22 protein-coding genes are annotated in these 23,971 nt (G+C 64.3%); 12 read left to right on the top strand and 10 right to left on the bottom strand.

Annotated features, from left to right (window positions below; translation table 11 throughout):
- Nucleotides 1–76 precede the first annotated feature (76 nt).
- A complete protein-coding gene (locus ACZXDY_RS29560) occupies nt 77–883 on the bottom strand; it encodes an acetoacetate decarboxylase family protein (protein ID WP_207231086.1) in 807 nt (268 codons plus the stop codon).
- Between the two features lie 28 nt (nt 884–911).
- Nucleotides 912–1,736, bottom strand: coding sequence for a phytanoyl-CoA dioxygenase family protein (locus ACZXDY_RS29565; RefSeq protein WP_464347930.1), 825 nt, complete (start codon nt 1,734–1,736; stop codon nt 912–914).
- Nucleotides 1,737–1,931: 195 nt separating this feature from the next.
- On the opposite strand from ACZXDY_RS29565, the gene ACZXDY_RS29570 reads away from it, so the two are divergent.
- Nucleotides 1,932–2,714: an SDR family oxidoreductase gene (locus ACZXDY_RS29570; RefSeq protein ID WP_464347931.1), complete on the top strand. Its 783-nt coding sequence runs from the start codon at nt 1,932–1,934 to the stop codon at nt 2,712–2,714.
- 96 nt (nt 2,715–2,810) lie between these two features.
- On the opposite strand, the gene ACZXDY_RS29575 is transcribed toward ACZXDY_RS29570, so the two are convergent.
- The gene (locus tag ACZXDY_RS29575; protein ID WP_028168476.1) at nt 2,811–3,548 is read right to left on the bottom strand and encodes an aspartate/glutamate racemase family protein; all 738 of its coding nucleotides are present in this window, start codon (nt 3,546–3,548) and stop codon (nt 2,811–2,813) included.
- A 156-nt stretch (nt 3,549–3,704) separates the two neighbouring features.
- Between ACZXDY_RS29575 and ACZXDY_RS29580 the strand changes: the two genes are divergently transcribed.
- Nucleotides 3,705–3,998, top strand: a complete 294-nt coding sequence (locus ACZXDY_RS29580) for a GYD domain-containing protein (protein WP_028168477.1) — start codon at nt 3,705–3,707, stop codon at nt 3,996–3,998.
- 77 nt (nt 3,999–4,075) lie between these two features.
- Here the strand turns inward: ACZXDY_RS29580 and ACZXDY_RS29585 are convergent, their stop codons facing one another.
- A complete protein-coding gene (locus ACZXDY_RS29585; RefSeq protein ID WP_464347932.1) occupies nt 4,076–5,053 on the bottom strand; it encodes a DUF3280 domain-containing protein in 978 nt (325 codons plus the stop codon).
- 214 nt (nt 5,054–5,267) lie between these two features.
- Here ACZXDY_RS29585 and ACZXDY_RS29590 point away from each other — a divergent pair, with 214 nt between their 5' ends.
- Together ACZXDY_RS29590 and ACZXDY_RS29595 are read left to right on the top strand one after the other, a co-directional pair.
- Nucleotides 5,268–6,680: a HAMP domain-containing sensor histidine kinase gene (locus ACZXDY_RS29590; RefSeq protein WP_464347933.1), complete on the top strand. Its 1,413-nt coding sequence runs from the start codon at nt 5,268–5,270 to the stop codon at nt 6,678–6,680.
- A complete protein-coding gene (locus tag ACZXDY_RS29595) occupies nt 6,677–7,339 on the top strand; it encodes a response regulator (protein ID WP_464347934.1) in 663 nt (220 codons plus the stop codon). The genes ACZXDY_RS29590 and ACZXDY_RS29595 overlap by 4 nt, the downstream gene beginning before the upstream one ends.
- 29 nt (nt 7,340–7,368) lie before the next feature.
- On the opposite strand, the gene ACZXDY_RS29600 is transcribed toward ACZXDY_RS29595, so the two are convergent.
- Complete coding sequence (locus tag ACZXDY_RS29600) at nt 7,369–8,046, bottom strand: alpha/beta hydrolase family protein (protein WP_051397227.1); 678 nt, start codon at nt 8,044–8,046, stop codon at nt 7,369–7,371.
- Nucleotides 8,047–8,232: 186 nt separating this feature from the next.
- Here ACZXDY_RS29600 and ybaL point away from each other — a divergent pair, with 186 nt between their 5' ends.
- The 3 genes from ybaL (at nt 8,233) to ACZXDY_RS29615 (ending at nt 11,310) form a co-directional block, all read left to right on the top strand.
- The gene (gene ybaL / locus ACZXDY_RS29605; RefSeq protein ID WP_130228121.1) at nt 8,233–9,999 is read left to right on the top strand and encodes a YbaL family putative K(+) efflux transporter; all 1,767 of its coding nucleotides are present in this window, start codon (nt 8,233–8,235) and stop codon (nt 9,997–9,999) included.
- A gap of 47 nt (nt 10,000–10,046) precedes the next feature.
- Nucleotides 10,047–10,520, top strand: coding sequence for a hypothetical protein (locus tag ACZXDY_RS29610; protein ID WP_028168482.1), 474 nt, complete (start codon nt 10,047–10,049; stop codon nt 10,518–10,520).
- 229 nt (nt 10,521–10,749) lie between these two features.
- Nucleotides 10,750–11,310: a DUF2087 domain-containing protein gene (locus tag ACZXDY_RS29615; protein ID WP_464347935.1), complete on the top strand. Its 561-nt coding sequence runs from the start codon at nt 10,750–10,752 to the stop codon at nt 11,308–11,310.
- Nucleotides 11,311–11,508: 198 nt separating this feature from the next.
- Here ACZXDY_RS29615 and ACZXDY_RS29620 read toward each other — a convergent pair whose 3' ends face one another.
- Entirely contained in the window at nt 11,509–12,519 is a 1,011-nt protein-coding gene (locus tag ACZXDY_RS29620; protein ID WP_464347936.1) for a LysR substrate-binding domain-containing protein, read from the bottom strand.
- Nucleotides 12,520–12,684: 165 nt separating this feature from the next.
- Between ACZXDY_RS29620 and ACZXDY_RS29625 the strand changes: the two genes are divergently transcribed.
- From ACZXDY_RS29625 to ACZXDY_RS29640, 4 genes are all read left to right on the top strand, one after another.
- Entirely contained in the window at nt 12,685–13,359 is a 675-nt protein-coding gene (locus tag ACZXDY_RS29625) for an RraA family protein (RefSeq protein ID WP_464347937.1), read from the top strand.
- Nucleotides 13,360–13,472: 113 nt separating this feature from the next.
- Nucleotides 13,473–14,579 carry an amidohydrolase family protein gene (locus tag ACZXDY_RS29630; RefSeq protein ID WP_464347938.1) on the top strand — a complete coding sequence of 369 codons (1,107 nt, stop codon included), beginning with the start codon at nt 13,473–13,475 and terminating at the stop codon, nt 14,577–14,579.
- A gap of 20 nt (nt 14,580–14,599) precedes the next feature.
- Nucleotides 14,600–15,505: an amidohydrolase family protein gene (locus tag ACZXDY_RS29635; protein ID WP_464347939.1), complete on the top strand. Its 906-nt coding sequence runs from the start codon at nt 14,600–14,602 to the stop codon at nt 15,503–15,505.
- On the top strand, nt 15,502–16,488 hold the full coding sequence (locus ACZXDY_RS29640; protein ID WP_464347940.1) for a Bug family tripartite tricarboxylate transporter substrate binding protein: 987 nt from the start codon (nt 15,502–15,504) through the stop codon (nt 16,486–16,488). Before ACZXDY_RS29635 ends, ACZXDY_RS29640 begins: the two co-directional genes overlap by 4 nt.
- A gap of 191 nt (nt 16,489–16,679) precedes the next feature.
- Here ACZXDY_RS29640 and ACZXDY_RS29645 read toward each other — a convergent pair whose 3' ends face one another.
- Entirely contained in the window at nt 16,680–17,312 is a 633-nt protein-coding gene (locus ACZXDY_RS29645; RefSeq protein ID WP_028167274.1) for an HAD-IA family hydrolase, read from the bottom strand.
- Nucleotides 17,313–17,530: 218 nt separating this feature from the next.
- Between ACZXDY_RS29645 and ACZXDY_RS29650 the strand changes: the two genes are divergently transcribed.
- Nucleotides 17,531–18,289 carry a S1 family peptidase gene (locus ACZXDY_RS29650; protein WP_464347941.1) on the top strand — a complete coding sequence of 253 codons (759 nt, stop codon included), beginning with the start codon at nt 17,531–17,533 and terminating at the stop codon, nt 18,287–18,289.
- 101 nt (nt 18,290–18,390) lie between these two features.
- Here ACZXDY_RS29650 and ACZXDY_RS29655 read toward each other — a convergent pair whose 3' ends face one another.
- The 3 genes from ACZXDY_RS29655 to ACZXDY_RS29665 form a co-directional block, all read right to left on the bottom strand.
- On the bottom strand, nt 18,391–20,613 hold the full coding sequence (locus tag ACZXDY_RS29655; protein ID WP_464347942.1) for an acetate--CoA ligase family protein: 2,223 nt from the start codon (nt 20,611–20,613) through the stop codon (nt 18,391–18,393).
- A 150-nt stretch (nt 20,614–20,763) separates the two neighbouring features.
- Nucleotides 20,764–21,351: a class GN sortase gene (locus tag ACZXDY_RS29660; RefSeq protein ID WP_464347943.1), complete on the bottom strand. Its 588-nt coding sequence runs from the start codon at nt 21,349–21,351 to the stop codon at nt 20,764–20,766.
- 184 nt (nt 21,352–21,535) lie between these two features.
- Nucleotides 21,536–23,752 (bottom strand): marine proteobacterial sortase target protein, encoded by a 2,217-nt coding sequence (locus tag ACZXDY_RS29665; RefSeq protein WP_464347955.1) that lies wholly within the window; start codon nt 23,750–23,752, stop codon nt 21,536–21,538.
- Nucleotides 23,753–23,971 lie beyond the last annotated feature (219 nt).

Below are 23,971 nucleotides of genomic sequence, written 5' to 3' on the forward strand. Positions count from 1 at the left end.
CCTCCCTTGTATGGTCCGCGCTCTCGCACGGATGGTTGCGCCCGCGCGTGCTTGGCGCGCGGGTCGATGTTGTCGTTTACGGAATCAGGCGCTCGATCAGCCGCCGGTCTTCGACCTCGAAACCGCCGCCATAGACCTCGGACACCATGAATTGCGCGCCCAGGATTTCCGGCTTGAGATCCGCGATCGGGTCGTATTCGCTCGCGTGCAGCGTCATCGAGGCGCGGCCGGGCAGCGGCGCGGAATATTTCAGCGGCGTGCGGCGATAAGCGATGTCGGCATAGGCCGTCTCCAGGCGCTCCGGATGCGGCAGGCGGCGGACATGGATTTCGCCGGCGGGCAGCTCGTTGCCGTCGACGATGCGGACGACCGGCGCCTTCGGATCGGGCGTGAAGGAAAAGTCCGCCAGCGCAATGCCGCGCCGCCTGACCGATCCGTTGATCGAGCCGTCCGGCTGCTCATTGAAGGTGTAGTGCGCATCCTTCTTGGTGTAGCCGAAGACCTCACGGCCGGCGCAGATCCCCATCGGGTCGCTGCAATACATGAAGATATGCGTCTCGGTGAACAGGCCCTTGTAGCGCACGGGAACCGTGATCATCAGATCGAACATTTGGCCGGCATGCACCGCCAGCGAATGGCCCGGCGACACCATGAAACGGAAGGCGACGCGGTCGCTCGCGATCTCGAACGGGGTATCCGCAAGCAGGCTCGCCACCTTGCCCGGCGCGACGCGCGTCATGATCTCGACCGTCCGCAACGTGCAGCCCCACTCCACGGGATAGGCCGGCGAGTAGGGTGGATTGACCCCGCTGTTCGGCTTCAACCGGTAATCGCCGAACATGCGGCGCCGGGGATCGTTGGGATCGGTAATCAGGTCGGTCATCTGGGCTTGCTCTCCATCGGCGGCATGCTCATCGCATGGCGCTTGCTTGCGTGTTCCGCATCAAGACCTTCTGCTGGTCGCCCATGACGTGGGCGTGGAAGGCTATCGCGGCCTCGGACAGGTCGCTCTCCGGAGCATATTCCGGCGCGAAGTTGCTGTAGCGGTCGACGCCACGCACCAGCGTGGCGCTGTCGTTCGTTCCCACCACCTGCCGCACATGGGTCGGCAGATAGCGGATGGCAAAGCCGATCCGGCGCTTGCCCGATGGGTTCGGGTCGCTGCCATGGATCAGGCGGACGTGATGCAGCGACATCTCGCCGGGCTGAAGCTGCAGCATCACCGCCTTGCTCTCATCGACGTCGACCGCGATCTCCTGCCCGCGCGTCAGCAGGTTGTCGGTCGCAAAGGTGTCGCGGTGGGCGACCTGCTCCAGCGTCTGGGTATCGGGAATGACGCGCATGGCGCCATTCTCGGCGGTGCTTTCGGACGCGACCCACGCGGTGACGATATCGGCCGGATCGAGTCCCCAATAGGTCGAGTCCTGATGCCAGGAGACGAAGCCGGGATCGCGGGCCTCCTTGATGAAGAAGGTGGAACTCCAGCAGAGGATGTCAGGGCCGATCACGCTTTCGACTGCATCGAGAATGGCCGGATGGCGGATCAGGCCATCAAGCCAAGTGAACAGCAGATGGCTCTTGTGGCGCATCGATCCCTTGAGCAGGCCGTACGCGGCCTCGTGCGCCTCCAGTTTCGCGCGAATGCCTTCGACCTCGCCCGCCGACATGACCCTGATCGGCGCGTAGTAGCCGTGCTCGCGGTAGTGGTTGATGGCAGCTTCGGGCAGGACGGCCATGGTTTCCTCATTTCATATATGACTTCTTATTTGCATATATGAAATCGAGTTTCCAGCCCGAGTCAAGCCACGGGCGAGCGGTTCCGCGGTCCTGATTGCGTCCGAATCGGGCCTAGAGGCGCCGTTCAGAAACCGGTTGCCAGCGCCACCGGGCGGCGAAAAGATGGAGTCAAACCGAAAAGGGAGTGCTCCGTCGTGCATGTGAAAGACAAGGTTTGCGTCGTGACCGGAGCGGCTGGCGGTATCGGCGAGGCCGTGGCGCGGGCCTATGCCGAGGCTGGGGCCCGCGGCGTTGTCGTCGCCGATCTCAAGACCACGCGCGAGCGGCTCGCGAGCGTCGCCGGCGATATCGACGGGCTGGCGGTGACCGCCGATGTCGGGCTGGAAGAGGACATCAAGGCGCTAGTCGCGGCGGCGGAAGCCAAATATGGCCCGGTCGACATCTTCTTCTCCAATGCCGGGCTGTCGCGCAAGGGACAGGAGACCGCCTCCGACGCCGACTGGGATGTGAGCTGGCGCGTGCATGTGATGAGCCACGTGTTCGCGGCGCGGGCGCTGGTGCCCGGCATGCTCGCGCGCGGCTCCGGCTATCTGCTCAACACAGCGTCCGCCGCGGGTCTCTTGGCGTCGCTGAACTCGATGCCGTATGGCGTGACCAAGAACGCCGCGGTCGCGCTCGCCGAGCATCTTGCCATCCAGTATGGCGACCGCGGCATCCGCGTCTCCGTGCTGTGCCCGCAATCGGTGCAGACAGGCATGACCACGCCGGGCCCGAGCGCGGCGCGGGTCGATGGCGTCATGCAGCCGGCCGAAGTCGCGCGCATCGTGATCGAGGCGATGGCGGAAGAACGCTTCCTGATCCTCTCGCATCCGCAGGTGCAGGAGTACATACAGCGAAAAGCGTCCAATCGTGACCGCTGGCTCGCCGGGATGCGCCGCTTGCGCGACCGCATCTACGGCGCGCCGCCAGCAGCGTGAGCCTTTCCACCGTCATTGCGAGCAGCGAAGCGACGAAGCAATCCACGTCTCCGCAAGTGGCGGCATGGATCGCTTCGCTGCGCTCGCAATGACGAATCATGTCGCCTTAGGCGCAAATTCCTTGAGCAAGCCCATGTAGCCCTTCGCGGCTGGAAGCGCGTAGGCGCCGCGGCGCGAGGTCGTGAGCCTGAGGCCGACCAGGGCCTCGGCCTGCTTCACCGCGGCGGCGACGCCATCGATGACGGGGACGCCGAATTTCTGCGACAGTGCGGCCGCAAGGTCGGCCATGCCGGCGCAGCCCAGCACGATCGCCTCCGCGCCGCGGTCCAGCGCCTGCTCGATCTCGGCGCGAAGCTTTTCCTCCGCGCCCGAGCCCGGTTTTTCCAGATCGAGCACCGCGACGTTGCATGCTGTCACCGAGACCCGTTCGGCAAATCCATAGCGACGCACCAGCTCTTGCAGCGGCACGACCGAGCGCGGCAGCGTGGTGACGATCGCGATGCGCTTTGCGAGTTGGCCGGCGGTGACCAGCGCCGCCTCGCAAATGCCGACCACCGGGAATGGCGCCGCCGATCGCGCCGCATCCAATCCGGTGTCGTCGAAGCAGGCGATGATGCCGGCATCGGCGTCCTGCGCGCCGAGTAGCGCCTGGATCAGGCCGGGGACCGCGAAGGCCTCGTCGTAATATCCTTCGATCGAGACCGGCCCGATCGCCGAGGTCACGGCAGCAATCTCAGTGCCGGGAGATGCCACCGCGCGCGCCGCGGCGGCGATGGTCTCGGTCATCGTGACGGTGGTGTTGGGATTGACGATCAGGATTCTTGTCGGTGCCATGGCGTCATCGTAGCCAAATTGAAGCCGCCTGGCAAAATTGGTCACGTCCCATGACCTTCCTCAAGGAGCCTGTGGCCGCTTGCGGGCCGCTGTGGCATGCTCAGCGCGACTTCCTCATGCCAAGTTGCACAGGGTCCTAACCTAGGGAGGACGGCCATGGTAACTTATGTCGTGTTGGCGAAGTTCACCGATCAGGGAATCCGCAACGCCAAGGACTCTCCGAAGCGAGCGGAAGCTTTCAAGGAAATGGCGAAGACGTTCGGCGTGACGGTGAAGGAGATCTGCTGGACCCAGGGGCGATATGACGTCGTGACCTTCCTCGAGGCGCCGGATGAGTCGTCCGCCATGTCGCTCAGTCTCAGCCTCGGCGCCCTTGGCAATGTTCGCAGCGAGACACTGCGGGCGTATTCGGCGGCCGAGATGACGAAGATCATCGGCAACATGCTCTGACATCACTGCTGTTGCCAACGCGGTTGTTCGGGCCGCCGCCGGCCGGCGCTCCGAGGTGGCGGGTCGTGTGCAGCCGCTTACTGCTGAGCCTGCCTCTCGAGCAGGTGATCCTTGACCAGGCGCACGGCGCCCCGCCGCCACGAATAGTCGGCGCCCATGCGAAGCCCGCTGTCGGCCCGCGAAACGACGGCGCCGGTTCTGATGTCGCGGACTTGAAATCCGATCGTGTATTCGGTGCGGCTGACCCGCCGCACCACGCCGATCAGCGATTGATCCGCGCCGAGTTTCAGGGCGATGCCGGCTTCGCAGCCGCCGCAGTCGCGCAGCGTATGCGTCTTGACCGCTTCCGCGTTCGTGCCGCTGGTCTCGATCACCCGGTAACGGCCCGATTGCGCGAGCAGTTCGCGAACGCCATTGGTGGCATCGGCCAATTGTGCCGCATCCGAAGCCGCGACACCGCTTGCCTGAGCGGCGGCAGTGGTATCTTCCAGCTCGAAGTCGAACACCGCAAGCGCGATAGGCGCAGACGCAATTGCCGCAGAAGCTGCTAGCTGCGCCGCAAGTGCCGCACGAATGTCGCGGGACAGGAAGGTCTCGGCGCGATCCCACGCCTCGTCATTGTCGCCCCGAAACGTGTAGCGCCTTTCGAACAGGATACGGTTGGTGCCGACGTCGATGACCGCCGCGCTTGCGAACTGGACCAGGGTGCTCATCTTCTGCACCGCGCCTGTGATCAGGACGTTGGCGCCGCCTTGCGCGGCGGCTTGCATGCGCTCGGCGGACGTCGCCCGATCGTCCGTCGAGGGCGGAACGAGGCGGTAGTGTCCGTCCGCCTCGACGTCGCGTCTCAGCGCGGCCATGAACGCCTGCAGGCGCTTTTGATGGGCGGCGGTCTGATCGATAGGCTCGCCCGAGGTGTCGAGATAGCCGAAGTCTTCAATCGTGACACCCAGAGACCGGGCTGCGGGCGCTCCGGTATCGGCATTGGCGGAACCGAAGCCCAGCAAGAGCCCAAGCACGGCAACGGTGAGCAAACCAAGACGGGATCGGCGCATCGGCGGACCTTTCGGTGATCATGGCGGCGTCCAGGCTATGCCGACCAGGCCCACCGCTGAAGCTGAGCCCTCCCGACGGCAGCCGGGAAAACTTCACGACGTCATTCTCGGGTTGCGAGCATTGCTTTCCGCCGCTTGCATTCTGCCGTTAAATGTATGGGTCCCGCTCGTAGAGCGGGAGTCCAAAGTTGTCCGCGCGAGGGGGATCCGCAAGATGTGGGACCACAGGAGCGATCTGAAGGTACGGTTGATGCTGCGCGTTGCAGCCGTATCTGCCCTCTGCTTTGCGGCCATCTCGGCCTATTTCCTCATCGACGCCGATAGGTCCGTGCGCGCCAGGACCAATGCGATCGCCGACGTCGCGGCAAAGACGCTGGAGCTGCAGCAAAACAAGATCCAGTGGGTGAACAATCCGCGGCCCGAATTTCCCGACCTCGACAATGTCGCGACGGCGGCCATAACGCCCGGTCTCTGTCTTGCGTTTCGCGCCAGCGATGGCGATATCCGGCAGCGCTTCTGCGGCGGCGCGCCGAACGAGGACAGCGCTCCGCCACAAATATTCGCGGCGTTCTATCGCAGCCTGTTCGATCCCGGCCGAGAGGCCACGCGGCCCGTGATGTCTCGCGGCGCCATCATCGGCGAAGCCGTCGTCTGGGTTGATCCGGCCGTGCTCACGGCCGGGGCCTGGCACGAAGCGGGCCGTCTGATGACCGTGCTCGCGCTCGCGCTGCCGTTATTGTGCGCGCTGGTCTATGCGGCCCTTGCACGCGCGCTGCGTCCGACACGGTTGATCCGGAGCGGTCTTGAGCGGATCGCCGCAGGCGACCTCACCGCGCGCCTGCCGCCGTTCGATCTTGCCGAGCTTTCGACCATCCGCGACGTGTTCAATCACCTCGCGGAGAGCCTCGGCACGGCGCTGTCGGAGCGCAGCGAATTGACCCGCAGGCTGATCGCGCTGCAGGACGAGGAGCGCCGACATCTTGCGCGGGAGCTGCATGATGAATTCGGGCAGTCGCTCGCCGCGATTCGCGCGCTGGCGGCATCGGCCCGCCATACCGCGGGACAGGATTGTCCCGCCATGCTCGCCGAATGCGACGGCATTGCGCGGATTGCGACCGACATGATGGAGACCCTGCGCGGCGCGCTGTTCAGATTGCGTCCGCCCGACGTCGAGGAACTTGGACTGGCGGCAAGCCTGGAAGGTCTGGTCGCCGGCTGGAACGGGCGCAGCCGGGGACAGCCCCGCTTCGAAATCATTTTTTTCGGTCGGTTGGAGAATACGCCTGCGGCGGTCAGCGCCAATCTCTACCGCATCGTGCAGGAAGCGCTCACCAACGCGGCCAAGCATGCGGGCGCGACGCGGGTCATGCTACGACTGAGCATGCGTGAGGCGGAGGCTCCCTCGAATGAGGGCGCTACAATCGAGCTCGACATCGAGGATGATGGCCGGCTCGGCGATCCCGCCGTGAAATCCGGAATGGGTTTGCTCGGGATGCGCGAGCGCGTCGCCGCCCTCGGAGGGCGGCTGAGGTTTGAAGCCGGGCAAAACGGCGGCTCTACCTTGCGCGTCGTTATTCCCGTCGCGCCGTCCAGACAGCATGGCGCCACCCTGGAGCGTGCGGCATGAATGGCGGCGGCCACGCCATCATGCTGGTCGACGATCACGCCGTCGTTCGCGAGGGCTATCGCTCGGTGCTGCAGAAGCAGCCGGGATTGCGCGTCGTTGCCGAAGCTTCCGATGGCGCCGAGGCCTATCGGCTGTTCAAAGCCACCGAGCCCGACCTTGTTATCATGGATCTGAGCATGCCCGGCATCGGCGGCATCGAGGCGATCAGGCGCATCCGGCAATGGGACAAGCGCGCCAGGATCCTCGTGTTCACGATGCACCAGAACGCGGCCTTTGCGGTGCAGGCAATCCGTGCCGGCGCCAGCGGCTATGTCACCAAGACAAGCCCGCCCGAGACGCTGGTGCACGCCGTGATGGATGTTCTGGCCGGAAAGATCGCGATCAGTCCTGATATCGATCATGAACTGGCGCTCAGCCGGCTCACCGGCGAAGCCGCTGCCGCGGATGTTCTCTCCGCGCGCGAATTCGAAGTGCTGCGCATGCTGCTGGCCGAGAGGACGACCGAGGAAATCGCCGAGGCGCTTCACATCAGTCCCAAGACGGTGGCGAACCTGCACTCCCTCATCAAGGACAAGCTCGGCGTCGGCTCGGATATCGAGCTGGTACGGCTGGCGCTGCGGCAGGGGATATTGACGCAGATCGATCTGGGAGAGGCGTGAGGGGAGCGCTCACTTAACGGAAGGCGCCTTCAAAGGACCGAATCCACCCACGCTGCGAATGCATCGAGCACCTCGTCCATCACCTCGCGGTCGTTGCGGCCTGAACGGACCAGCACATGGAAGGAATGATCGGCTTCCTTCACCAGATGCAGCGTCGCCAATGATCCGAGCTCCTTGACCGCCGGCTCGAGCAGCTTCAATTCCGCCAACGCATCGCGCGTGCCCTGCAGGAACAGCATCGGGATTTTGATATCCGCGAGATGCTTTGCCCGCTCGGTGGATGGCTTTCCGGCTATATGCAGCGGGAAGGCGAGAAACACCAGGCCGCGCACGCCGGCAAGCGGCTTGATTGCCTGAGCCTGCGAGGTCATCCGTCCGCCGAAGGATTTACCGCCGGCAAAGATCGGCAGCCCGGCGCACCGCTCTGCAGCTTTCGCCACCGCGGCGCGCACGGTGGCATGCGCAATCGCGGGCGGATCGGGGCGCTTGCTGCCTTTCTCCATGTAGGGGAACTGGTAACGCAACGTCGCGATGCCGCGCGCGGCAAGGCCTGCGGCAATCGCCTCCATCGAGGCATGCGTTATGCCGGCACCGGCACCGTGGGCAAACACGTAAGTGGCGCGCGCCTGCGGCGGACGAAGCAGCAGCGCCGAGACCGCGCCGGCATGTTCGACTTCGATCCTGAGGGACTGCGTGTCTGTTTTCATCGTGGTGGTATGTAGCCCGGGTGGAGCGTCAGCGTAACCCGGGACCGCTCGTAAACGTTGATGCAGAGGTTCCGGGTTGCGCTGCGCTCCACCCGGCTAGGGGCCAATCAGCGCAAGCAGCGAGTGCGACACGCCGCCACAAATGGTTCGCGAGACATCGGCGGCAGATTGTGCGAAAAGCCGAAAATGCTGCATGATACGCCACTTATCGCGACCATTGTCGCAGGGCTTGGGCTCGCTTTTGTGTTCGGTGCCCTCGCCCAGCGGTTCCGACTTCCACCATTGGTTGGCTATCTGCTCGCGGGAGTTGCGGCCGGCCCCTTTACGCCCGGCTTCGTGGCGGACCAGTCGCTGGCAACGGAGCTGGCGGAACTAGGCATCATCCTGCTGATGTTCGGGGTGGGCCTGCACTTCTCTCTCAACGATCTCCTGTCTGTCCGCGCCATCGCGCTGCCCGGTGCCGTCGTCCAGATCGCCGTCGCGACGCTGATGGGGCTCGGACTCGCCCTGGCCATGGAATGGTCAGTTGGAGCGGGCCTCGTGTTCGGGCTGGCATTGTCGGTCGCCAGCACCGTCGTGCTGCTTCGCGCGATGCAGGAGCGGCGGTTGATGGATACCGATCGGGGCAAGATCGCCGTCGGCTGGCTGATTGTCGAAGATCTGGCGATGGTGCTCGCGCTCGTGCTGCTGCCCGCGCTTGCGAGCGTGCTCGGCGGCAACGGCGATGCGCAGACCGCCGGTCCGCTCGCGGCGCGCCTTGGTCTTGGACTCACGGGCACATTGTTGCTCACAGTCGCCAAGGTCGGCCTGTTCATCGCCCTGATGCTGGTGGTGGGGCGCAGGCTCATCCCCTGGATCCTCCACTATGTTGCGCACACCGGCTCCCGCGAGCTGTTCCGGCTCGCCGTGCTGGCGATCGCGCTCGGCGTTGCATTCGGTGCGACCAAGCTGTTCGACGTTTCGCTCGCGCTCGGCGCCTTCTTCGCCGGGATGATGCTGACGGAATCCCCGCTCAGCCAGCGCGCCGCGCAGGAGTCGCTGCCGCTGCGGGACGCTTTTGCGGTGCTGTTCTTCGTTTCCGTCGGCATGCTGTTCGATCCGATGAGCGTGATCCGCGAGCCGTGGCCGCTGATCGCCACGCTCTTCATCATCACAATCGGCAAGTCGGTAGCAGCCTTCCTGATCGTGCTGGCGTTCCGGCACCCGGTCTCTACGGCGTTGACGATCTCGGCCAGTCTTGCCCAGATCGGTGAGTTCTCGTTCATTCTGGCGGAGATCGGCGTTGTAACGAATCTGCTTCCCAAGGAAGGTCGCGACCTGATCCTGGCCGGAGCGATCCTCTCGATCATGCTCAATCCGCTGATCTTCGCAGGCGTGGATTGGCTGATAGCGCGCCATGATCGGGATCGGTCATCGGGGGAGACAGCCGCTCCTGCCGCCCGCGAACCGATCCCGGTCACGAGCCTGACCGATCACGCGATCCTGGTCGGCTACGGCAGGGTCGGGAACATCGTCGGCAGCGCCATGAAGGAGGCGGGCCAGCCGTTCCTCGTCATCGAAGATGCCGATGCGGTCGTCGCCGGGCTCAAGCAGAACAATATCGAGGCGATCATGGGCAATGCGGTCCGCGCCGACGTGCTCGCCGCCGCCAATCCGTCCGCCGCCCGATATCTCGTGGTCGCGATTCCCGAAGCGTTCGAAGCCGGACAGATCGTTCAGCAGGCGCGCGTCGCCAATCCACAAATCCGGATCATCGCCCGCGCCCATTCGGATGCCGAGGTCGATCATCTCACGCGACTGGGCGCCGATACCGTCATCATGGGCGAGCGCGAGATCGCACGGGCGATGATCGAAAGCCTGCAGCGTGTGCCCGACATGCGGCAGATGGAACCGCAGCACGCCGCAACCATGATCGCTCTGCACGGTGTTCCAAATGCCCCGGCAGATCGCTAGTATGCCGCTGTCTCGCGTGGGAACGCAGCCGACAGAAGAGGGACAGAATGGGCGCGCTGGCGGAGCTGAAGCGGATCATCGAAACCGAATCCATCGATGGGATCCACTTGTTGAACAGTCCGCACGACAACCCGATCTGTTCGCTCTCATATGACGAAAGCATACCCTGCATTGCAGTGGTGTGGCGGAAATACGCGACCAGCGCCCAGCTTCGCTTCGTTCATGAGATCATCCTTGGCATGCTCACGCAGCATGCCGCCGACAGGATCCTGGGCGATGATTCGGACCTGCCGATCGTCCACGCGGAAGATCAGAAGTGGATCGTGGAAAATTGGCTGCCGCGGGCGCGCGCGGCGGGTCTCAAGGCCGTTGCCACTGCCGTGTCGCTGACATTCTTCGGCAAGGTCTCGATCGGAAGCATTCATTCGAAGCTGGCTCGGGAAATTGCGATCAAGGACTTTCACAATATCCACTCGGCCCGCATGTGGCTCGGCAGCCTAGGCCCGCAGCAACTGGCATGAGCTTGACCCGAACTGCCGCGTGAGCGGCGCGCCGGCCGATTGACGCTGTTGATCTTCGGTGGGCGCCGTATTATGGCTCTGGCAGGGTCTGCAGTTCACCCAGGCGTCACCGTCCCCTAAGGGAAGCTAAACCTGCAAGGCGAGAATCGAACCGACACCAACCTCGTGCCGCGTCGCAAGCCGGTGACCTCCGACAATCCGTTCTGGATCGGCACTACGAGGATTGGTCATGTCCAGGATTCCCGTTCCGTTTGCCGCGGTCGACATCTCCGCGCTTGCAAAATCGCTGCGCGGCCAGCTTATGGGGCGCACCTCCGCGCCGAGCCATGTTGAGCTGCTCAACATGCTTGCGCGATCGACGGGGCATCGGAATTACCAGCAACTCCGTGCCCAAGCGCTCGACGGCCAGCATCAAAGCGGCAAGCCTGCCGCCGATGAACCTGAGGCGGTCGACTACGGGCGCGTGAAGCGCGCCACCCGTCATTTCGATGCAGAGGGCAGGCTGCTACGCTGGCCGGCCAGGCAAAGCCTGCAGAATCTCTGCCTTTGGGTACTATGGTCCGCTTTCCCTTCCCGGCGCAGTTTTACCGAAGCGGAAGTGACAGCGTTCCTGATCACACGACATGTCTTCGAGGATCCCGCGATACTGCGCCGCTCGCTGTGCGGCAACGGTCTCGTCTCGCGAACGCGTGACGGGCGCGAGTATCGACGCATCGAGCGCAAGCCTCCTGCCGAAGCCGCGATCCTCATCCGCCAGCTCAACGAGATAGCGCGCGGAGACGCGCAATGACCCGGGATTTGGAAGCGCCGCCGCTCACCGGGTCGACACCGCCCCTGGTGCGGACATCTCGCGGCACCATCGAATGCGCCATGGGCGGCGAGGGCCCGGCGATCCTCGCCATCCATGGTGGCATGGGCGGTCACGATCAGTCATGGCTGCTCGCCCGCGCCCTGTCGGGTGATCTGCGCGGCCATCATGTCTCGCTGTTCACACATCTCGACCTCGTGCGCGAAAGGGCGATGTCTTTGCTCGCTGAGACTCAACGAGGCGGGGCGCTGTTCGCTTGGGTTGACGGTCGTCGACGGCACCAGTTGCGGTGCATCGGCACCCGAGATTGCAGGCGACATCGACGAAGCGCTGCATAAGTGGCGGCATGTTACGATCGCGCATCGCGATCATGAGCCAGCTCTCCGCGTCGATACCCGCGATGGGACGGCTGGAGACGCCTGGTATGGCCATGCACGTATAGCACTCCGGCAGCACGGCAATGCCGAGCCCAGCAGAAACGAGGCCGAGCACGGTGTTGAGCTCGCGCGCTTCCTGCGCGATGCGCGGCGCGAATCCGGCCGCGCCGCACAGCGTCATCAGATGTTCGTGCATGCCGCAATTGACTACGGGCTCGACCCCGACAAACGGTTGGTCGACCAAATCGGTCATCTCGACCGGCGCAGCCGAGCCGGCAAACGGATGGCTCGATGGAAAGAACAGCCGCGACCGGTCGCGCCACAGCGGCACGAGCCTGATGTTCCGGTTCTGCTGCAGCATGGCGGGCGGCCGCAGGATGCCGAAATCGATCTGGTCATCCGCGAGGGCTGCGAATTGCGAGCCCGTCCCCAGATGCTGTAGTTCAATCTGCACGTCCGGATAGCGGTTGCGAAATGCGCGCAGCATTCGCGCGAAGGCTTCGCGCATCGGGACCGAACTGGTGAAAGCGAGCCGGATGGTGCCGGCTTCGCCTCGGCCGGCGCGCCGCACCGCCTCGGCGGTCTGTTCGAGCAGCTTCACCGCGCGCCGCGCGTTGTCGAGCAACACCTCGCCGGCCGGGGTGAGTTCGACCTTGTGCCGATCGCGGCTGAGCAGGATTGTTCCCACTTCGGCCTCGATCACCTTGATCTGGGTGCTGAGCGGCGGCTGGCTGATGTTCAGCCGTCTGGCGGCACGGCTGAAGCTGAGCTCTTCCGCCACCGCGATGAAATAACGAAGCTGGCGATAATCCATCTTCTTATAGTCAAAACGTATAGCCAGGCTGTCAATATCATATTGGACGGAATAGCCGGCGGCGCCTATCACGGCAGAAAAGCACGAACAGGCCGAGGGGAAACCTGCGTCGCTCGCAGGTGCTCAGCGGCCCGGACAACCGAAGTGGCAAGGGAGGCGAGGGCGATGATTGGATTCCAGATTTGCAAGCGCGCGCGCAAGGTCGATGCCGAGACGGTCGCGAAATTCCGCGAGCTGCCGGTCGCCAATATCAGCGACTCCATGTCGCGGATGACGGCGGGCGGCGCGGCGCTGCGGCCGATCCACAAGGAAGGCGTGCTCGCCGGCCCGGCCTTCACGGTGAAGACGCGCCCCGGCGACAATCTGATGGTGCACAAGGCGATCGACATCGCCGAGCCCGGTGATGTGATCGTGGTCGACGGCGGCGGCGATCTCACCAATTCCCTGATCGGCGAGATGATGGCGGCGCAGGCCGAGCGGCGTGGGATCGCCGGCATCGTGATCTACGGCGCGATCCGCGACTACGACACGCTCCACGTCGGCACGTTCCCCGTCTACGCCGCCGGCGTCACCCATCGCGGCCCCTATAAGGACGGCCCCGGCGAGATCAACGTGCCGATCGCGATTGGCGGCATGGTGATCGCGCCTGGTGATCTCATTGTCGGCGACGGCGACGGCATCGTCTGCGTGCCGTTCGATGTTACGGCCGAAGTGCTGAAGGCGACCGAGGCCAAGCAGCAGGCCGAGATCAAACAGCTCGCGTTGATCAAGGAGGGCAAGCTCGATCGTTCCTGGGTCGACGCCACGCTGATCCGGCTCGGTTGCAAGATTGACGCTTGATCGCGACGTCGCACGCGACGTTCGCAAGGGAGTATGCCGTGTTTGCTTTTTCCGGATCGGTCCACCCGAACGGCTGTTCGTGCTGCAGCGGGCCACTGGCTTTCGAGGCCGTGATGGCTTCGCGCAGGTCTTTTTCCGTTTCGCCTCCGACCAATATCGAAGCGGCGGAAGGGCTGCGCCGCGCACAGGCCCCGAGCGGGCCGATCATCGACTGCCACGGCCATTACACCACGGAGCCGCAGGCATTGCTCGATTGGCGCAAGCGTCAGATCGCTGCGATCGGCGATCGCTCGCAGATGCCTTCGGTCGATGCGCTCAAGATCAGCGACGACGAGTTGCGGCAATCGGTCGAAGGCGCGCAACTTCGGCTGCAGCGCGAACGCGGCACGTCGGTGACGCTGTTCTCGCCGCGTGCCTCCGGCATGAGCCATCACATCGGTGACGCCGCGGTCAGCGAGGCCTGGTCGCGGGTCTCGAACGAGCTGATCTACCGGCTGACAAAGCTCTATCCGAAGAATTTCATCGGCGTCTGCCAGTTGCCGCAATCGCCTGGCGTCGAACCGAACAACTGCATCGCCGAGCTGACGCGCTGCGTCGAGGAACTCGGCTTCGTCGGATGTAACCTCAACCCGGACCCGAGCGGCGGCTACTGGAAGGATCCGCCGTTGACCGACCGCTGGTGGTATCCGCTGTATGAGAAGATGGTCGAGCTCGACGTGCCAGCGATGATCCATGTCAGCGCCGCCGCCAATCCGGTCTTCCACACCACCGGCAGCCACTACATCAATGGCGACACCACCGCCTTCATGCAGTTCCTGATGTCGGACCTGTTCAAGGACTTTCCGACGCTGAAGCTGATCATCCCGCATGGCGGCGGCGCCATTCCCTATCATTGGGGCCGCTACCGCGGCATCGCACAGGACCAGAAGCGGCCGCCATTGTCAGAAAGCGTGCTCAAGAACGTGTTCTTCGACACCTGCGTCTATCACCAGCCCGGCATCGACCTGCTGACGAAGGTGATTCCGGCAGAGAACATCCTGTTTGCTTCAGAGATGGTCGGTGCGGTGAAGGGCATCGATCCCCAGACCGGCTTCAATTACGACGATACGCGTCGCTACATCGATGGTTCGACGCTGCTGAGCGCGGACGAGAAGCGCGCGATCTTCGCCGGCAATGCGCGGCGCGTGTACAGCCGCATTCCCGCGGAATTCTTCAACTGAGCGGGGCGGGGTACGATTACGTGATCACGGACTCGCAGGTTCATCTCTGGGAAGCACATCGGCCCGATCGGCCGTGGCCGGCTGAGCAGATCGGCAAGCCGTCCTTCGTCGCCGTCCCCGGCGCGCGGCCGCATCGCTCCGAGCCGCTCGGCGCGGATGAATTGATTGGGATGATGGACCGCACCGGCGTCGATCGCGCGGTGATCGTGCCGCCGTCGCCCGTCGGCGATTCCAACGACACGGCTCTGGAAGCAGCTCAGCGGTTTCCCGAGCGCTTTGCGGTGATGGGCCGTTTCAACCCGGATGCAGCCGGTGCGCGCGAGCGCCTGCAGACCTGGCTCGACCAGCCGGGGATGCTCGGCATCCGCATGACCTTCTACAAGCCGCAATGGGCGCGGTGGCTCGTGCCCGGCACGATCGAATGGTTCTGGTCGGACTGCCAGCGCCTCGGTATTCCGCTGATGGCGCTCGCGCCCGGCCTGCTCAAGGAGATTGCGACCCTGGCCGCGCGCTATCCCGGCCTCACCGTCATCCTCGATCACATGGCGCGGCAGAGCGCGCTACGCGATCAAGCCTGTTTCGCCGATCTCGATGAGCTGCTGTCGCTCGCGCGGTTTCCGAACATCGCGATCAAGGCGAGCTCGCTGCCTTGCTACACCGACAGCGCCTATCCGTTCGCCAGCCTGGAGCCCTATCTGCGGCGAACCTTCGAGGCATTCGGCGCCGATCGCATCATGTGGGGATCCGATCTCACGCGCCTGCCGTGTTCCTATCTCGAATGTCTCGACCATATGCGGCGCGAACTTCCGTTCCTGACCGATGACGATCGCCGGCAGGTGCTCGGCGGCACCGCGGCCGCGCTGCTGCGCTGGCGCGAGACGGGAGGCGCCGTCACATCAGCAACATCGAACGAGGCCCGCCCGTGACCGACCAGATCAACCGACGCACCGTCCTGTCGCTGCTTGCCGGCGCTACGCTATTGCCTGGCCTACCCAGGATGGCTTTTGCTGCCGGTTATCCCGAGCGCCCGATTCATGTCGCTGTGCCGTTCTCGGCGGGCGGCGCGGTCGATATCGTCGCACGCACCGTGATGCAGCAGGCCGGTCCGCAGCTCGGCCAGCCGATCGTGATCGAGAACCGGCCCGGCGCCAGCGGCAATATCGCGACCGGCTTCGTCGCCAAGTCCGATCCCGACGGCTACAACGTCTTGATCGCTGCCAACAACCTCGCGACCAATGAAGCATTGTTCGACAGCCTGCCGTTCAATGCGGAGAAGGACCTGGAGCCGGTCGCCCTGGTCGGCTATTCGCCGTTGATCCTGGTGGTGCAGCCGCAATTCGAGGCCAAGACGGTCAAGGACCTCGTCGACATGGCCAAGGCGACGCCGGACAAGCTCACCTTTGCCTCCGCCGGCACCGGCACCTCGGGCCATCTTGCGGCGGAGATCTTCAAGCAGGTGACCGGCATCCAGGCGCTGCATGTGCCGTACAAGGGCGGCGCGCAGGCGATGGTCGATATCATAGCCGGCCGCGTCTCCTTCATGTTCGTCGATCCCGTGCAGGGCATGCCGCAGATTCGCGCCAACCAGCTCCGTCCCGTCGCCGTCAGCTCGCGCGAGCGACTGGTGCTGTTGCCGGATGTCCCGACCGTCACCGAGGCCGGTTTCCCCGGCGTCGAGGCCACCGTCTGGTGGGGCTTCCTGGTTCCGGCCGGCACGCCAAAGGAGATCGTGGTGCGATTGAACAAGGAGATCGACCTCGCGCTCGGCGATCAGAGGGTGAAGGACAGCCTTCGCGAGATGGGCGCCGTAGTCAAAGGCGGTTCGCCCGAGGATTTCCGCGCCTTCATCAAGTCCGAGACCGAACGCTGGGGCAACATCATCCGTACCGCCAAGATCAAGGCCGAATGACTCGTTGGCGTTGCAAGCGCGCTCGGTCTCACCTCACTCCGCTTGCGGGGAGAGGTCGACATTCAAGCGCAGCTTGAATTTCGGGTGGGGGGAACTCTCCGCGAGTCCATCTGTCATGGTGTTTGCGCAGGCTGCCTTTCACCCCAACCTTCCCCCGTAAGAACGGGGCGGGGAGAGGGAGAAGTCCGTGCCTAGCGCAATACCAGCCCGGTTGCCGCCTCAAGCTCGGAAATCGCCTGGTCCGCGCTGACCACCTTGATTGTGGTCATGCCCATTTCGCGCGCGGGCTTCAGGTTGACGCCGAGATCGTCGAGATAGACGCAATTGCTTGGATCGACCTTCAGCGTTTCTACCATCAGCTTGTAGATGCGCGGATCGGGCTTGCGCAGGCCGATCTTGGCGGATTCGATCACGTGATCGAACAGCGCCATCACCTCGGCGACATAGAGTGTGCGGCCGCTTCTGCTTCCGATTGCGTTCGCCGGCAGATTGTTGGTGATGCAGCCGGTCTTGAATTTGGCATTGATGCGCTTCAGCGCTTCTACCATTTCAGGGCGTAGGTCGCCCTGCAGCAGCGGCAGCACGTCCCTGCCGCGCACCTCGGCGCCGAGCGCCAGCGATTCGGCGGCGAACAGCATATCGAAGGTTTCGATATCGATCTCGGCGCGCTCGAATTTCGCCCAGGCGTTTTCGAGGTGGTTGGCGGCGTTGGTGCGGCGGACGATGTCGGCGGGCAGGCCGCGTTCGGTCTCGAACCGGGTGAATGCCTCGAACGGCGAGGTGGTCAAGACGCCGCCGAAATCCCAGATCACTGCCTCGATCATTTCCTGCTGCCTGTCGTTATGTGTGTTGACCGAGCCGCTAACACGGATCGATTTGCGGAGCCAGAGCATATTCGGTTCTGATTGAATCAGAACCGAAGCTCTAGATTCTTGTTTTGACGCGTTTTCTTCACGCGAACCGGTATCCACTTCGCTCGAAAACGCTTTCGCCTGAATGCGCCGGCTTGGCGATGCGCGCGGCGCAAGCTATTGCTGTGCCCATGAAAGCAATCGCGACATTTGCAGGGCTCACGCTGCTCGCCTCCACGCCGGCCTCCGCCATTGTCGGCGGCGGCGTGCCGTCCGCCGAAGGTGTCGGTCGTTCCATCATCACCATCGTCGGCTCGCGCGGCAACTTCTGCACCGGCGCGCTGATCGCGCCGAAAGTGGTGCTGACGGCGGCGCATTGCGTGCAGCCCGGCGCGGACTACAAGATCGTCGAATATGGCCCGGACCGGCAGCCGCAATTGAAGGACGTCAAGAGCATCGCGATCCATCCCGCATTCAGGATGGACGCCATGACGTCCCATCGTGCCACGGCCGACGTGGCGCTGCTGCAGCTTGCCGCGCCGGCCGCCGGCAAGGCGCCCGCGGCACTCGGTGCGCCGAACATTCCGGTTGTCGTCGGCAGCCGCTTCACCATCGCAGGGATCGGCGTCACCGTGCGCGGCGATGGCAAAAGCGGCGGCATGGTCCGCGTCGCCGGCCTGATCGCGACCGGCCAGCCCGGCACGCAGCAGATCCGCCTCGTCGATCCGCTCGCCAAGGGCGCGCGCGACGGGCTGGGGGCCTGCACCGGCGATTCCGGCGGCCCGGTATTGGAGGACAAGCAGACCGGGCCTGCGATAATCGGCGTCATCAGCTGGTCGACCGGACCGAACAATGCCGCGGGCTGCGGCGGCATCACCGGCGTCACGCCACTGACGCTGTATCGCGACTGGATCTTGCAGACCGCAAGGCAGTGGGGCGCGGGGTTCTAGCTCCTGGCGTCATTGCCGGGCTTGACCCGGCAATCCATCCTTCCCACAAGACTCATTTCTCGACGGATGCGCGGGCCAAGCCCGCGCATGACGAGAAGAGATCAATGCCCCACCGCTTTATTTACCGCGGCGTTGTTCAGCACGATCAGCGCATCCACCGCAACGCCCAGCTTCGTGTTGATCAGGAACGGATTGATATCGATCGAGGCGATGCGGTTGCCGGCATCCGCGATCAGGTTGGAGAGCCCGACCAGCGCCTTCACGGCGGAGGCTTCGTGCAGTGCCGGCCTGCCGCGATAGCCCTTCAGCTTGATGCCGGCTTTTGTCTTCGCGATGAGCTGTTTTGCCTCTTCCGCGTCGAGCGGCGCGCCGGCAAGCGCGACGTCCTTCATTAGTTCGATATCGACGCCGCCGGTGCCGAACAGCACCACGGGGCCCATCTCGGCGTCGAGTGAGGCACCGACCACGAGCTCCAGATCGGCCTTGACCTGCTGTGCGATCAGGATGCCCTCGAGCTTCGGCTTGTTCTTCAGCTTTCTGACCCGCGCCGTGATGTCGTTGAACGCCTTCTTCACCTCGGTCGCGCTATTGAGGTTCAGCACCACGCCGCCGATATCGGACTTGTGCAGGATATCGGGGCTGACCACCTTGGCGACCACGGGGAAGCCGATCTTCCTGGCGATCGTCGCAGCTTCAGTTGCCGTCTGCGCGATCTCCTCCTTCGAGATCGGAATGCCGTACGCCTTGAGCAGCTTCTTCGACGCGACCTCGTCGAGCGCAGCCGTGCCGTTGGCGCCGTTCAGCGCCTTCTCCAGCATCGCGCGCGCGGGTGCTGACGAGCTCGAGACGATATCAGGTACTTCCTTGCGAAGCTGCGCGTATTCGATCAGCGACTTGATCGCGCCGACCGCGCGGTCGAGCCCCTGCAGCACGGCGACGCTCTGCAGCGTCTTGCGCAGCGCCTTGGTGTGCTCGGTGAAGCCGATCGACATCGCGCTGATATAGATCACGGGCTTGCCCGCCTTGGCAGCCATCTCGTTGACGATGCGAAGATTGCGTTCGCGCAATTCATGAGGCGCCTTCGGCAGTTCGGCGTCGATGATGACGATGTCGGTATCAGGGTCATCGATCATGATCTTGATCGACTTCATGTAGACGGAGGGATCGACCACGGCGGCAAAGCCGGCGTCCAGCGGATTGCCGACAATGCTGCCGGGACCGAGCATCTTGGCGAGTTGCTCGGTCGCGTTCGGGCTGAGCGGCGCGAAGTTCAATCCGGCCGCATAGAATGCGTCGATCAGGAGCCCGCGCTTGCCGCCGGACAGCGATACCGCGGCGAGCCGGTTGCCCTTCGGCAGGTCGGCATGCACGAAGCATTCGGTGGTCTCGATCAATTCATCGAGGCCGCGGACCCGGATCACGCCTTCGCGGGTCGAGATCGCGTCAAAGGTCTCGATCGAGCCGGCGAGCGCGCCGGTATGCGCCATCGCCGCGGCGCGGCCGCCCTCGGACGCGCCGAGCTTGAGCGCGATCACCGGCTTGCCGGCGGCACGCGCAGCCTTGCAGGCATCGCGGAACGCCTTCGTGTTCCGCACGCCCTCCAGGTACACCACGATGACGCGGATGCTCGGGTCAGTGGCGAAATAGGTCATCAGGTCGGGCGTGGTCAGCCCGCTCTCGTTGCCGGTCGTCACCATGTAGCCGACACCGACGCCGCGATCCTCCAACGTCTGGCGGATCGCCATCACGATCGCGCCGGATTGGCCGGCGATCGCGACCGGCCCGGCTTCCATCGTGACGATGCGGTCGTCGATATTGGTGAAGAGGTTTTCACCGGCGCTCAGGTTCCCAAGACAATTTGGTCCGGTAACGGCAAGCCCGGTCTCGTGCACCGCCTTCTTCAAGTCCACCGCGAGGCGTTGACTTTCTTCGTCCTGCAACTCGCTGAAGCCGGAGGTGACGATGGTCGCCGAGCGCGCGCCGGCGGCAGCCGCATCGCGGATCACCTGCACCGCAAAGCGCGCCGGCACCAGCACGAGCACATGATCTGGCTTGTCGGGGAGGCTCGCGAAATCCTTGTAACAGGTGACGCCCCAGATCGTCTCGCGCTTGGCGTTAACCGGATAGAGCCCGCCGCGGTATCCGTATTTGATCAGGTTGTTCCAGATTCGCTCGGCGTAATTGCCGGGCTTGTCGGTGGCGCCGACCAGCACGATGTTGCGCGGGTGCAGCATCGCATGGATCTGCTTGATCACGTCGCTGGCATCACGCGACGGCAACCATTTCTCAGTCGGAGCAGACGCGGGGCTGAATTGAGCTTCCATGGACTCTGCCTTGTCGTTTCCTGTGGCGCTGCAGCGAACACTGTGCGCCATGTTTTTTTGCTATTTCTATTGAGCCCTGCGCGGCGTGGCAACTCACCTTGGCTGCATGCCGCTACGCTTTGATGCGATATCCCACCGCGCGGACAATATTCACGGTGTTGTCATGCGCGAGGAGCCGGATTCGATCATCGTCGCGTGCAGGAGATAGCGTTCCGGCCCCGATGTCAGCGCGTCGAATGGCCAACAGGTCGAGAGCACCAGCTCGTATCCGTTCGAGAGCGGATCGATGCCGGAGGCATCGAAGCGCACCACGGAGCTTCTGTCGGCGCGATAGCGGAAGATCTTGCCGTCGCTGCGGGTGATATCGATCTCGTCGCCAATGACGACGTCCTTCAGGAAACGAAAATGGGTGTCGCGATGCGCGGAATAGACGGCAACGCCGCGTTCGCCGGCGTCGGGTGTGAGTTCGACATGGCCCGGGCCGAAGGCGAGCGCCTGACCGCTGGAGCCCGCGAGCACGATGGTGCTGGCATCGAGCCGCTTCACCTCGATGCGTGCGACCGGCCAGGTGTCGGCCCATGACCATGGTTTCGTCGGATGCCCGGTCGCGATGGTTCTTGCAAACGCGCGTTCAAGGAGGACCTGCGCGAGGAGGGCCTTGGCGTGGATATAGGCACCCTGGCCGAACAGGATCAAGCCGAGAAGGGCGAGGAGGAGAGGGGCAAGGAAACGCGGCATTTGACCGATACTCCGCCGTCATTGCGAGGAGCGCAGCGACGAAGCAATCCATCTCTCCGCAAGTGGTGGCATGGATTGCTTCGCTGCGCTCGCAATGACGCGTGTGGAAAGAGACGCGCGCGGCGCTCGGGGACGGGAGGCCGCGCGCGCCAAGAGGGGGGGACGCCCCTCTTTTCATTCGGCATCAGTGGGCGAAGTTCTGACGCCGGATGAATGCGAACAGGAGCAGGCTGAGCACGAGCAGGATCGCGCCCGCGATCATCTTCAGTTCGGCGTCGGTCGCGGTCTTCGGCAGCTTGACCGTGTCGGGCGCCTGCACCACTGCCGGGCGTTTCAGGGCGGCGAGCTGCGTCCGGCCATCGCCTTCCGCGCGCCGCTCGATTGGTGCCACCGGCAATTGCGGGCCATCGCCGAAGACCTTTGCGAAATCCCAGCCGGCGGGCAGGTTGAGCGGCAATTCGCTCACTTTCAGCGGCTCGCCATCGGGCCGGCTCGGAGTCTTGTCGATCGCAACCAGGCTGGTGAGCCGGGTCACGAGCTGATGCTCGAGCGCCAGTGCGAGGATGGTCTTGTCGGCATCGTCAGGACTCGCCTGCCGCGTGGTGCGCGCAACCTCGGCATCGTCGATCTTGCGCCGCGCCCACAGCTTCGACAGGCCCTTGCCTTCGGCGGCGTTCGCCAGTGGCAGCGTCACGAGCCAGGGGCGATCGCCGATGCGGCCCCTGATCTCGACCGAGCCTGCGAGCTTGTCGAGCCTGGCCGCCAGCACCAGCGGCTCGCCGCGATAGAGGTCGGGAAGGATCGCCGGCGTGACCTCGGCATGCGCCTCGGAGAATTTGGCCGAAAGATTGGTCACCGCGGGATTCTCGAGCTTGGCGAACAGCGCGCGCATGCGCTCCTCGACCTGGTCGGTGGAGCCGATATGGGTAAAGGCGCCGCGGCCAAGCTCGGCGGCGCGCGTCATCAGATAGGTGTTGGGCGCCGAGCCGATGCCAACCATGAAGATACGCGAGCGGCCGCGCATCGCCGTGATCGTCTCGAACAATTGCTGCTCGTTGCCAACAGCGCCGTCGGTCAGGAACACGACCTGGCGGACATGATCGGAATCACCATCCGAACGGTCTGTCAGCGCCGCCCGCATCGCCGGCACCATTTCCGTGCCACCATTGGCCCGCAGCGCGCTCACGAAGGCGGTGGCGCGGCCGAGATGCTCGCTGTCGGCCGGCACCGCTGATGGAAACAGCACGTCCATGGTGTCGTCGAAACGGATCACGTTGAAGCGGTCGTTCGGCTGCAGCCGTCCGAGCGCGTAAATCAGGCTCGCTTTTGCCTGCACGATCGAGGTGCCGCCCATCGAGCCGGAATTGTCGATGACGAAGATCACTTCGCGCGGTCGCGGCTTCTGCTCGGCCTCAACGACGGCAGGCGGGGTGACGAAAGCGAGCAGATAGTCGGCGTCACCGACATGCTCGCGGAACAGGCCGACTGATGGCGCCTTTTCGGCGGCAGGCTTCCAGGTCAGTTCGAAATCGCGGTCCGCCGGCACGAGCCCTTCGGCGAGCTTGATGACCCGCGTCGCATCGTCGACGTCTTCGATCTTCACGATGTGATGATGGCTTTTCACCTCGCCGAGCGGAAAGCCAGCCTGCAGGCGAACGGTGATGTTGGTCGGATTGACCGGCGCATGCTTGGCCGGGTCGAGCACCGTCGGCGTGATGCGGTCGCGATCGGGAACGGGATCGGACTTCGTTGCACCCCAGCCGCCGCCATCGGGGCGAAGGTCGACGCTCTGCACGATCGGCGCGGGATTGTAGCGTGGTGCCACCACCATCGGCACGCGCAGCGAGAATTCGTTGCCGAACTGCTGCACCGGCTCCTGATATTCGATCTGCACCAGCACGGTCTCGCCCGGGCCGATATTGGCGACCGAGTTGGTGAAGATGTTCGGCCGCTCCTGTTCGGTCAGCGCCGCCTTCTGGCCGTTCTGTTTGGCCTGCTCGTAGATGACGCGCGCCTGCTTGCGCTCCTTGATGTCGCCGACCACGATGCGATCGCCGACCACCATCTTCAGCGTGTCGACCGCGCCGCCAGCCGGCAGCGGATAGACGTAGACCGCTTCGACCCAGTCCTTGGTCGGGTTGCGGAAAATTTGCGTGACGCGGGCGCGGATGGTCGGGCCCGACACCGTGAGGTCGACATCCGTGCCGAGCCTGAGGGCGTCGTCATAACCCTCGTCGGTCTTCAGCAGCAGCGACCCGGAACGGGCATCGCCCGGCTTGATGTACGCTGCCGGTGGCTTGATCCCTGCCGACCATGCCGGCGCGAAGTTCACAAAGAGTGCCGCGAACCCGATCATGAGCGCGGCAATGCCTTCCGCCAGAAAGAACAGCGCTATTCGCATCCTGCGCGACAGGCGCGGGCGGCCGGTCGCGATACAATCGCACGTCGTCATTTCCTTCTCCCGAGGGACGTCTTGGATACGCAAAATCTTCGGGAAAGTGCGTCGAGGCGCGAGCAGAATGATCGGCATTGTTCAGCCGCAGGCAGGCGCCGTACGCCGCGCCGTCGGCGGCTTTGTGCGGTTTTGTGCTGAAATGTACGGTCTGGTAGAGTTGGCGTG

The sequence above is a fragment of the Bradyrhizobium sp. LeoB3 genome, from assembly GCF_055456055.1.

Bases quoted from the DNA above. Each gene is read 5' to 3' on its own strand.
- ACZXDY_RS29615 (WP_464347935.1), top strand. From the start codon at position 10,750: ATGTCCAGGATTCCCGTTCCGTTTGCCGCGGTCGACATCTCCGCGCTT.
- ACZXDY_RS29630 (WP_464347938.1), top strand. From the start codon at position 13,473: ATGGCTTCGCGCAGGTCTTTTTCCGTTTCGCCTCCGACCAATATCGAA.
- ACZXDY_RS29650 (WP_464347941.1), top strand. From the start codon at position 17,531: ATGAAAGCAATCGCGACATTTGCAGGGCTCACGCTGCTCGCCTCCACG.
- ACZXDY_RS29610 (WP_028168482.1), top strand. From the start codon at position 10,047: ATGGGCGCGCTGGCGGAGCTGAAGCGGATCATCGAAACCGAATCCATC.
- ACZXDY_RS29580 (WP_028168477.1), top strand. From the start codon at position 3,705: ATGGTAACTTATGTCGTGTTGGCGAAGTTCACCGATCAGGGAATCCGC.
- ACZXDY_RS29620 (WP_464347936.1), bottom strand. From the start codon at position 12,519: ATGGATTATCGCCAGCTTCGTTATTTCATCGCGGTGGCGGAAGAGCTC.
- ACZXDY_RS29575 (WP_028168476.1), bottom strand. From the start codon at position 3,548: ATGGCACCGACAAGAATCCTGATCGTCAATCCCAACACCACCGTCACG.
- ACZXDY_RS29655 (WP_464347942.1), bottom strand. From the start codon at position 20,613: ATGGAAGCTCAATTCAGCCCCGCGTCTGCTCCGACTGAGAAATGGTTG.
- ACZXDY_RS29595 (WP_464347934.1), top strand. From the start codon at position 6,677: ATGAATGGCGGCGGCCACGCCATCATGCTGGTCGACGATCACGCCGTC.
- ACZXDY_RS29560 (WP_207231086.1), bottom strand. From the start codon at position 883: ATGACCGACCTGATTACCGATCCCAACGATCCCCGGCGCCGCATGTTC.
- ACZXDY_RS29625 (WP_464347937.1), top strand. From the start codon at position 12,685: ATGATTGGATTCCAGATTTGCAAGCGCGCGCGCAAGGTCGATGCCGAG.
- ACZXDY_RS29645 (WP_028167274.1), bottom strand. From the start codon at position 17,312: ATGATCGAGGCAGTGATCTGGGATTTCGGCGGCGTCTTGACCACCTCG.
- ACZXDY_RS29585 (WP_464347932.1), bottom strand. From the start codon at position 5,053: ATGCGCCGATCCCGTCTTGGTTTGCTCACCGTTGCCGTGCTTGGGCTC.
- ybaL (WP_130228121.1), top strand. From the start codon at position 8,233: ATGCTGCATGATACGCCACTTATCGCGACCATTGTCGCAGGGCTTGGG.
- ACZXDY_RS29565 (WP_464347930.1), bottom strand. From the start codon at position 1,736: ATGGCCGTCCTGCCCGAAGCTGCCATCAACCACTACCGCGAGCACGGC.
- ACZXDY_RS29660 (WP_464347943.1), bottom strand. From the start codon at position 21,351: ATGCCGCGTTTCCTTGCCCCTCTCCTCCTCGCCCTTCTCGGCTTGATC.
- ACZXDY_RS29600 (WP_051397227.1), bottom strand. From the start codon at position 8,046: ATGAAAACAGACACGCAGTCCCTCAGGATCGAAGTCGAACATGCCGGC.
- ACZXDY_RS29590 (WP_464347933.1), top strand. From the start codon at position 5,268: ATGTGGGACCACAGGAGCGATCTGAAGGTACGGTTGATGCTGCGCGTT.
- ACZXDY_RS29665 (WP_464347955.1), bottom strand. From the start codon at position 23,752: ATGCGAATAGCGCTGTTCTTTCTGGCGGAAGGCATTGCCGCGCTCATG.